We start from the raw sequence: 9438 nt of genomic DNA, 5'->3' as shown, positions 1-9438 counted from the left end.
CGTAACCCCGTAACCCCGTAACCCCGTAACCCCGTAACCCCGTAACCCCGTAACCCCGTAACCCCGTAACCCCGTAACCCCGTAAGCACCAGTAACCCTGCAACCCGTAGCTCCTAACTCGAATCCGCAACTTGTATCCTGTATCTCGTAATCCGTGACCTCGTGGTCCATAGCCGGTAGCAATAACTTGTAATTCACAATCCGTACGCGTACCCCTGCAACCCATAGCTCCTAAGTCCAATCCGAAAATTGATCCTGTACCTCGTGGTCCATAGCCCGAGCAGTAACTTGTAATTCACAACCCGTACAGGTACCCGTACCTCGTAATGTAGTCTAAACCTCCCACTACTACGCCACCCATAAAAATTCTAACGATCGTGAGAAGCCTTATTTCATGTTTTTTAACGCTTTAAAAATTCTAACGATTCGTAGGAACGCTATTTGCCTGATTTCCCTTCAAAAACGGGGAATTTTGGATCGAAAACGCGAAATAAGGTTTCTGGGAATCGTTAGAATTTGTACAGGATCAAAATCGGTGAAATAGGGCTTGTAGGATTCGTTACATTTTGTGGGGCTTGGAGAGTTGTTACTTGTTATGGTGTGAATGGGCGTTGTACTGGTTTTGCTCTAGTTTTTTGGGAAGAGACGGTGTCGTTGCTTAATGGAGTAAAGGAGGGCGGGTGTAACGAAAAAAGGAATGTGGACATGGAAAAGCACCCGGAACCCAATTCCGGGTGCTTGATGTATGTTTTCAATCTTCTCAAGAATAAGTGATATCCAAAACAACAAAAGCCCTACCTCTCTTTTGTCCTTGCGGCTCCGATGACCGCGCCAGTGTGAATGGGAACATCTTGTAAACCCTTTGTCTACCGGGTTATTGTGATTCAGGTTCGTCAATCTCCATAGGTTAGTTGAGCTTATTCGCTGCGGTCGCAGCATGAAGAAAATATTCCGGGGTTAAATAGAAGACGGAAAATCATATGAGGTTGTTAATACAACTTTTATATCATACCACAGTCTGTAATTTATTGCAATAAAAAGGAAGGCGACCCTTGAAAGCATGAGATCGGGTTGTATTTTAAAAAAGGTTGTTACATTAATCTTGCGACCTGAAAGCTTTATTCAAGAAAGCTGCATCGGAAGCATGCACAATGAGAACTATAAGTTGCATCATATCATGTTTGGTTTATAGCTGTATGGCGGGGATCGCCTGGAACCATTCAGCAATATTTTTTATTTACAGGACGCCGTTGGTTATTTATTTGTGAAGTCATATGCGGGATCGGATGGGAACAAGCGACGCAGGCCTGTTTTTTATGCAGTGTACATAGAGAAGCTTGAAATGAAAAGCTGAAGAAAGATTTTCATTTTATCAAAAAAATGTTCACAGGGGTAATCCTCTTCAAACGTTTCTGCGTAGGTTATAATATGAGGGAAGATACAGAAAGGGGCCCTCGGATGACTCAATCTATGGAGGACAGCAGGTTAATGCAGCGGATTGCAGAACGTGACGCTTCTGCGCTTGAGCTGTTATATGACCGATATGAACGGGCCGTGTATTCCTTTGCCTACCGCATTGTCGGTGATCCTATGACGGCAGAGGAGACTGTGCAGGAGCTTTTCCTGCGGATATGGAATCATGCGGAGCGTTTTGATGCCTCACAGGGGAAGCTGACCACATGGATGTTTGCGATCACACGCAACATTGCGGTGGACATGCTGAGGCGAAGATCGAAAGGGGCAGCAGCTACTTCGGTTGAAAACGAGACACTGGCAGCTTTTGCCGACGAACATACAAATACTGAAGAAGAGGTTCAACGGAAATGGGAGGGCACGCGCATCAAAGAGGCGCTCTCTCAACTGAACGGGGACCAGAAGCAAGTGATTGAATCGATATATTTTGCTGGGTTAACGCAGCAGGAGGTATCCAGCCGATTCGGGATTCCGCTGGGTACGGTCAAAAGCCGTGTCAGGCTTGCCATGCGGCAGCTTCAAAAGCTGCTTGCTGATGCCGAATTGCATCCGGACGCGGGAAGGGAGGGCATACATCCATGATAGAACGACATGAGGAGTGGTCTGATCTGGCACCGATGTATGTGCTGGGCGGACTGGACGCAGAGGAAGTGGCGGCATTTGAAGCGCATATGTCAACTTGTGAAGTGTGTCGCCAGGAGGTAAAGGAATTGCAGGAAGTAACCGGCTTCCTGCCACTGGCGGCGGACCCTGTGGCACCGCCGCAAGGCATGCGAGCACGTGTGCTGGGCAACGTGCTCGGCCAGGCGCAGGAGAGCACCGGCGCGAAGCCGGCAGCCTCTCCTGCGCAGCAGCCCGAAGCACCCGCATCCGCGGTGCTTCGGAAAGACCTTGCGCCGCAGCAGAAGCATGCGGCGCAGCCCGGGCCTGGCCTGCCGCCGAAGGCGGTGCCAGCGGCCCGGGCCGAAGAGGCTGCCCAGGCGCAGCTCGGGCAGCCACAAGCGCGCGCGCGTGCGCGCGGCGGCCGCGCCTGGCGCGCAGCCAGTGCGGGCCTCGCGGCAGCGGCGCTGGTGCTCGGCGTGTACGCGGCGCAGCTGCAGAGCCGCATTGACTCGCTGACGCAGCAGGCGGCAGGCTCGTCGGCCGCACAGGAGCAGCTTGCCGATGCGCAGGCGCAGAATGCACAGCTGCAAGAGCAGCTTGCTTCAGCACTGGCTCCAGCGCAAGGCATGAAAATGGGCGAGGCTGTCAAACTGAGTCCTGCTACGAAGAATATCGTTGCACAGGGTCTGGCAACCATCGTGATCGACAGCAAAGGCACCCACCTGGTCGTGCAGGCAGAGAATCTGCCCGCGCTGGAAGGCAATCAGGCATTTCAGGTATGGCTGATCAAAGGCGATACCCCTAAAAATGCAGGGACCTTCCTGAGCCATGACGGAACGGGAGCAGTCTATTACACCTTGGATTCCGCGAACGACTATGATACGGTAGCGATTACGCTTGAACCGGATGCGATGGGAGAGCAACCGCGTGGCACAATGATTCTGGCCGCTAAAATTAAAACGACGTGAGCTTTTCGGGAGATGACCTGATTTTATGGGGTAAAATGAAATGATATCGTGTATTACGAACTAGAGGAAAAGGCTGTCCCCTTCATGGACGGCCTTTTTCGTATGTTATCAGCCCCGAAGTCATCTGAAAATTACACATAACATCGAGGGAGATGAAGATCATATCATTCGAGACAGGCTGCGGGTGAAGATGCAGTATGAATCATATGACTTTATTAATTTTTTTGACCTGAGCAACCGATAAATAAATGGAGTGAGCATCCTATAATCTCCCTTTTTTATCAGGGCAGAACTGGTTAGACATAGAGAGCGAGGGATTAGATTGGAAGTATACCGTGCATTTATCTTCCGTCTGCTGCGCAACTATCTGATTGGTTCATTAACAGCCATCTTTGTTGTGGGCACAGTAATCATGGTTTCAACCTTGCAAGTACCCCATATCCAATATGTTCGATTAGTTGTCATCGTACTCATCTCCATTCTGTTCATGCTGGTTGCAGAACTGATTACGCTGTGGTTTCAGCTGGGCCCGATCAGGCATTTTTTTGCCGCAGAGCACCATGAGAAGGCTGAATTAGAGCAAATGTACGAGAGAATTCACCGCTTTCCGGGACAGACCATTTATCGTATTATCGGACCGCATATGTTAGGCTTTTCCCTGCCTGCAGCCGGTTTTACACTCTGGATGATCTGCACAGGCTGGTTAGAAATTCCGTATGAATTTGTTGGCATTGCAGCTGCGTGTGCGTTCCTGATCGGCATTATGCATGCACTGATTGAGTATTATCTTGCAGTAAGGGCAGTAAGACCTCTGTTACTTGAGGTACGTCGCAGGGGCAAAATATTGTACGGCGTTGAACCTTCACTAGGTGGACGAGTACTTGTTTCGATGAGACGAAAATTTCAAATCAGTACGGCACTTATCGGGTTATTTCCGCTATGTTTATTTTTTCTGGCTACGTATATTCGACTTCAATACATAGATCAGCAGTTTGCTAAGGAATATACCTTTTGGGGTGTGCTTATCGTTATTCTGGGAGCCGGATTTGCTCTAGTGGGCAGCTGGCTGTTAATTCGGGATGTCCGTGATCCGGTGACGGAGCTGACCCAGGAGATGATTCGCATACAGGGGGGAGACTTTGGCAGAAGAACACCGGATCTGTATGCAGATGAATTTTCGGCCTTGATCTCCGGCTTCAACATGATGATTAACCGACTGGAGATGAGACAGGAGCGCAATCGACAGCTGCTGCAAAGTTACTTCTCGCTGCTGGCTGCTGCCCTCGATGCCCGGGATAAATATACAGCGGGGCACTCCATGCGTGTAGCAGAGTATTCCATTCTGATCGGAAGACTAAGCGGTATGAACGAAGAACAGGCCGATTTGTTATACAAGTCTGCACTGCTTCACGACATCGGCAAAATTGGTATACCAGACGAGGTATTGTTAAAAGACGGCAAGCTCAGCGATGAGGAATTTGCCATTATTCGCACACACCCTGTATTAGGTGAAAGTATTTTACTTCAGATTGAACCTGTGGATGCCATGGCTGACTTTTTACCAGGCGTACGATCCCACCACGAAAGATATGATGGCAAAGGATATCCGGATGGTATGGTAGGCGAGGATATTCCGCTGTTTGGACGAATTATTGCAGTGGCTGATGCTTTCGATGCGATGACGTCAGATCGTCCGTACCGGAATGGCATGAGTGATGAGAGAGCGTTGATGATTCTGGAAGAAGGAAAAGGGACCCAGTGGGACCCCTATTTTGCAGGATTGTTTATTGACGAGTGGAGAAGACAGAAACATCTGGAAACCAAGTCGAAAGAGGGGATTAGCTGATCCCCTCCGTCCATTTGGATTCTTTTCTGCGCCGCCGATGCAGGGCAAGTCCCGTAATGATGGTGAAGATACATTCACCGAGAATAATTGCGCCGAGTGCGTCGTAAATTACATGTTGTTTGATAAGCAGTGTTGATATAATAATCAGGGCTGCCCCGGCAGAGACCAGAACCTTGATAAATCTGCGGATATTGGAGACGGACAGGACAGCACGCATAACGAGATAAGAGTGCAGGGCATGAATGCTGGGAAAACAGTTAAACGGACGATCCTGACTGTAGAGCCAGCTAATAACGGCCGCGCCTGGACCAGCAGCGATCAGTTCAGGACGAGGAACCATAGTCTGGAAGTTGAAATAGATCAGGTAACAGATCCAGACACAGATGTTCATGGACAACAGGACACGATAATACATAAGTCGATCCTTCGCACAGAGATAAGCGAGCACACCGAACACAAACGGATACCATCCCAAATAAGGAATCGACATTGCAGGTATAAAAGGAAGCATCCGGTCAATAGGAGAGTTCAGGATAACATATCCACGATCCGGACTGTTCAGAATATCATAGAAAAGTCCCATGATAGCCAGTGATAACATCAGACTTAATGATAACCAATAGGATTTGCTTTTTAACACGTGCATAGCCCAACTTCTCCTTTCATCATGTTTTAGAAACAAACATGAGTACAGCGGTAAAAGATAAAAATTAAACAACAATATATTTTACTACGTCCTGCACACATTTTAAATGTTGAATTTGTGCCTTTTTTTGTTTCTTTTTTGAGGGAGATTTCATGCCGTGGTTGTTTTAGCATGATATGATATAACCAAATACAAAATACAAAAAAGCAAGCACTTGGGTTTAAACGTCGGACAACAGGAGTGAATCAATGCAATTTTCGAAGATGTTCGTACTCAATATGGGCATGCTTATTACGATTGCTTATCTGGCAAGTGTATTCTACAAATATATCGTAATACGTGCCTCGTCCCGAGTGAAACAGATCAGTTCCGTGTTCGCGCTTATTTTTGCCGGCTGGATCAGTACCGTATTTGGATTTCAGCTTACAGATGAAGTTGTGTTTGATTTACGTTATGTACCTTTAATCGTCGCCGTAATGACGTACAGACAACCCTACAGTGTCATTATTGTAGGTGTAGGCATAGGTTTATCCAGGTTAACCTTTGGCATTACAGATGCTACGATCGCCGCGGTCTATAATATGGCCATTCTTGGAGTAATGTGTGCGGGCTTGAACATCTGGATGAGAAGAAGCAGCTACAGACTGATTGTCAAAGGCATTCTTGTTACAGTCATCGTCAACGTTGTTAATAGTGTGAACATCGCTTTTCTGGGCGTCATTCCACCCGCATACTTTTTCTCCCATATTATGCCGTATACACTTCCTATCGGCATCGTGCTTAGTCTGATTTTTGCGTTTATTTTGCGGGATTTTCAGAACGAGCAGAATAGGATTCTGCTGATTCAGAGTACGAATCGGCTTTTGTCCCTGCAGAAGGAGGAACTTCAGAAGGCGCAGATTGTACTGGAGGACCGGGCAAAGCAGCTCATGATTGCTTCCCAGTACAAGTCCGAGTTTCTGGCGAATATGTCCCATGAATTGCGGACACCGCTGAACAGTGTAATCAACTTTGCCCAGATGATTAGTGAAAATGCCGATACGATGGAGCAGGAGGAGATTATCCGTTTTGCAGACATGATTGATCAGTCCGGGCAGGAGCTGCTAAGGCTGATTAATGATATTCTCGATTTGTCCAAAGTCGAAGCAGGCCGTCTGGATATTGTACTGGAGGATATCAGCCTTAACCAGCTGGTTGAGGATGCGATGAATCATTTTCAGCTGGTTGCAGACAAAAAGGGGATCGAGCTCGTTCTGGATAAGAAAGCCGGACTGCCAGATACACTCTGGTCTGATCCGCAGCGCGTGCAGCAGATTTTACGCAATCTGATGTCTAATGCAATCAAGTTTACTCCTCAAGGAAAGGTTACCCTTACAGTAAGCACCAAACAAACGAAGCAAGCGAATATTGTTAGCGACTGGCTCGTTTTCTCTGTACAGGACACTGGCATTGGCATTCCGGAGGACAAGCATCATTCCATATTTGAAGCATTTCAGCAGGCGGACGGCTCCATAAGCCGGAAATTCGGGGGCACCGGGCTCGGCCTTTCCATCAGCAGGGATTTGGCCAGATTGCTCGGCGGTTCTATTGAACTTGAGAGTGCAGCAGGTGAAGGAAGCATCTTCCATCTTCACCTTCCGTTGACCGTGAAAAAATGAGTTGACAACCTTCGTGCCGTGAGTAGAATTTGGGGTGACAACTAGCATCGGCCGGCAAAGCATAACCCGGTCTAAGGAGTGTATCCCCATACAGAAGATGGTCAAGATGAACCCCTCTTCGTTCATGAGCAAGCCGCGGCGCAAGGGTTCGACACAACGCACAAATTTATCGATTGCAACATGGGAGGGCGTGCCGGCAATTATTTTGCAGACGCTGCTTGGCGGCCCATTTCTAACCGGGTTTTTGCTGTATCTTGGGGCGGGGTCAAGGCATATCGGCTTTGTGCTCGCCATTACGACCTTTGTTAACATCGCTCAGATCGGTGCTGCATACTGGATGCAGCGTATTCGCAGCAGGAAGCGCATGCTTCTGCTGTTCGTCGGGGCTCACCGTATCTTGTGGAGTGCAACGGGACTGATTCCGTTCATGTTCCCCAAGGAATGGTGGGTCAGCGTTTATATTGGCTTATATACTGTAGCTTTTATATGTAATACCATCGGCGGTATGATCTGGACCTCCCTCATTGGGGATATTGTGCCTGCCAAGGTAAGAGGACGTTATTTCGGGATACGAAATACGATTCTGAATGCACTTGGAAGCGTATGCTTGTTTGGCGGAGGTATTCTGCTGGACCGTTATCCGGGGGAAACGGGTTTTCTGATCCTGTTCATTCCCGTATGGATCTGTGCCATTGCCAATACGGTAATCTATTTCTTTTACCCCGATATGCCGTTTGAGCGCTCGACAGAGAAGTCATTTTCCCGTATGTTCATCAAGCCGTTTCAGGATCGGGCCTTCTTGAAGGCGACTGTTTTTCTGGCGCTGTGGCTGTTGATTCAGACATTAATTGTTCCGCTGTATTCCTACGTCATGCTGGACCTGTTGAAGGTCAGCTATCAGATGGTCTCCCTGATTACGGTGGTTCAGACTCTGGTGATGATGGCCGGATTTTATATCTGGGGCAATCTGAATGCAAGATACAGCAACAAAACGCTGTTATTCTGGACACTGCCTGTTATAGCGTTGTCCTGTCTGTCCTGGGGTTTGATGTCCTTTGCTCCGATATTGGTTGCATTGTTTCTGTCCCACATTTTCCTCGGCATCGGTGTTGGCGGCTTTAACCAGCTCGCATTTAATTTTACGATTGGAGATACACCGAAAAGTGAAAGACCGATGTTTGTCGCCGTATATTCGGCACTGACGGGGGTAACCTCGTTCATTGGTCCGCTGATTGGCGGTTGGCTCTATGAGAAGATGGAAACACTCTCGGAAGCGACGCTCTGGATTTCTACTTACGGATTCCAGGTAGTGGTTGGTGCTGTCATGCTGCTGCTTACATTTACGTTGGGACGTCGGGTTCTTTTAAAATAGAAATGGAAATGCTGATCACGACAATCATCGATAAGATTTTCAGCTTATATATGAACAGATAGGGGTGGTTGGAGAGATGCATCATCCTGAGCGTAAAGCGATGGTGATCGGGGCTACCGGGCTGGTGGGTGGGCTTTTGGTTCACAGCCTGCTCGATCACCCCGCATACAGTGAGGTTCGCATTCTGGTCAGACGCAGGCTTGATCTGGAAAACCCTAGACTGAAGCAATACGTTGTGGACTTCGAACAGCTCAAAGTTCAGGGGCACCTGTTTGAAGGCATCAACGACCTCTACTGCTGTCTGGGAACCACGATCAAAAAAGCGGGCAGTCAGGAGCAATTCCGCGAAGTCGATTTCCATTATCCGGTTCGTGCAGCTGTGCTGGCCAAGCAGCATGGTGTTCAACAGATGCTCGTTATTTCCGCTATGGGAGCCAATGCGAGTTCACGTGTGTTTTACAGCCGAACCAAGGGAGAGATGGAGGAGGCACTTTCCGATATCGGCTTCCGTTCCCTGCACATCTTCCGTCCGTCACTTATTCTGGGTGACCGCGGAGAGAAGCGCTTTGGTGAGGAGCTTGCTGCCCATGCAATGAAATGGCTGGATCGCTGGACACCAGCCAAGTACCGTGCTGTACAAGCGTCAACGATTGCTCAAGCGATGAGGAATATCGCCATCGTTCAGACCGCAGGTATTCACGTGTATCCTAATGATGTAATTCATGTTGTTGGAGTGCAGGGGAATTAAGGCTTGTGTGATACAGGAAAACAAGCGTTTCTCCCCTGAATTGCAGCATGATATAATAGGTTTTAAAAATAACAGCAACGTCTTGTACACCTTAATGGTGGCAGGGCAGCGAACACAAAGGAGA

General features: G+C 48.3%; 8 protein-coding genes. 6 read left to right on the top strand and 2 right to left on the bottom strand.

From position 1 onward, the window contains the following. Positions 1-198, bottom strand: a 198-nt coding sequence (locus tag ACQSGY_RS26895; protein WP_427181656.1) for a hypothetical protein, incomplete at its 3' end; no start/stop codon positions are given. 1260 nt (positions 199-1458) lie between these two features. Here ACQSGY_RS26895 and ACQSGY_RS26890 point away from each other — a divergent pair. The 3 genes from ACQSGY_RS26890 to ACQSGY_RS26880 all read left to right on the top strand — a co-directional run bounded on the left by ACQSGY_RS26890 (position 1459) and on the right by ACQSGY_RS26880 (position 4890). Beyond that, complete coding sequence (locus ACQSGY_RS26890; protein WP_111269218.1) at positions 1459-2055, top strand: RNA polymerase sigma factor; 597 nt, start codon at positions 1459-1461, stop codon at positions 2053-2055. Continuing rightward, on the top strand, positions 2052-3044 hold the full coding sequence (locus ACQSGY_RS26885) for an anti-sigma factor domain-containing protein (RefSeq protein ID WP_427181655.1): 993 nt from the start codon (positions 2052-2054) through the stop codon (positions 3042-3044). The genes ACQSGY_RS26890 and ACQSGY_RS26885 overlap by 4 nt, the downstream gene beginning before the upstream one ends. 322 nt (positions 3045-3366) lie before the next feature. Beyond that, a complete protein-coding gene (locus ACQSGY_RS26880; protein WP_427181654.1) occupies positions 3367-4890 on the top strand; it encodes an HD-GYP domain-containing protein in 1524 nt (507 codons plus the stop codon). On the opposite strand, the gene ACQSGY_RS26875 is transcribed toward ACQSGY_RS26880, so the two are convergent. After that, positions 4883-5536: a phosphatase PAP2 family protein gene (locus tag ACQSGY_RS26875; RefSeq protein WP_427181653.1), complete on the bottom strand. Its 654-nt coding sequence runs from the start codon at positions 5534-5536 to the stop codon at positions 4883-4885. The two genes, ACQSGY_RS26880 and ACQSGY_RS26875, sit on opposite strands and share 8 nt — an antisense overlap. A gap of 248 nt (positions 5537-5784) precedes the next feature. On the opposite strand from ACQSGY_RS26875, the gene ACQSGY_RS26870 reads away from it, so the two are divergent. The 3 genes from ACQSGY_RS26870 to ACQSGY_RS26860 all read left to right on the top strand — a co-directional run bounded on the left by ACQSGY_RS26870 (position 5785) and on the right by ACQSGY_RS26860 (position 9314). Then, positions 5785-7194, top strand: coding sequence for a sensor histidine kinase (locus ACQSGY_RS26870; RefSeq protein ID WP_427181652.1), 1410 nt, complete (start codon positions 5785-5787; stop codon positions 7192-7194). Positions 7195-7318: 124 nt separating this feature from the next. Next, on the top strand, positions 7319-8566 hold the full coding sequence (locus ACQSGY_RS26865) for an MFS transporter (protein WP_186323149.1): 1248 nt from the start codon (positions 7319-7321) through the stop codon (positions 8564-8566). Positions 8567-8642: 76 nt separating this feature from the next. Beyond that, entirely contained in the window at positions 8643-9314 is a 672-nt protein-coding gene (locus ACQSGY_RS26860) for an oxidoreductase (RefSeq protein ID WP_427181651.1), read from the top strand. Positions 9315-9438 lie beyond the last annotated feature (124 nt).

Source organism: Paenibacillus sp. TC-CSREp1 (genome assembly GCF_050171015.1).
Classification (GTDB): domain Bacteria; phylum Bacillota; class Bacilli; order Paenibacillales; family Paenibacillaceae; genus Paenibacillus; species Paenibacillus silvae.
This window is presented reverse-complemented; position numbering and strand designations above follow the sequence as displayed.

Coding starts and splice junctions, on each gene's coding strand:
- ACQSGY_RS26890 (WP_111269218.1), top strand. CDS start 1,459: ATGACTCAATCTATGGAGGACAGCAGGTTAATGCAGCGGATTGCAGAA.
- ACQSGY_RS26885 (WP_427181655.1), top strand. CDS start 2,052: ATGATAGAACGACATGAGGAGTGGTCTGATCTGGCACCGATGTATGTG.
- ACQSGY_RS26875 (WP_427181653.1), bottom strand. CDS start 5,536: ATGCACGTGTTAAAAAGCAAATCCTATTGGTTATCATTAAGTCTGATG.
- ACQSGY_RS26870 (WP_427181652.1), top strand. CDS start 5,785: ATGCAATTTTCGAAGATGTTCGTACTCAATATGGGCATGCTTATTACG.
- ACQSGY_RS26865 (WP_186323149.1), top strand. CDS start 7,319: ATGAGCAAGCCGCGGCGCAAGGGTTCGACACAACGCACAAATTTATCG.
- ACQSGY_RS26860 (WP_427181651.1), top strand. CDS start 8,643: ATGCATCATCCTGAGCGTAAAGCGATGGTGATCGGGGCTACCGGGCTG.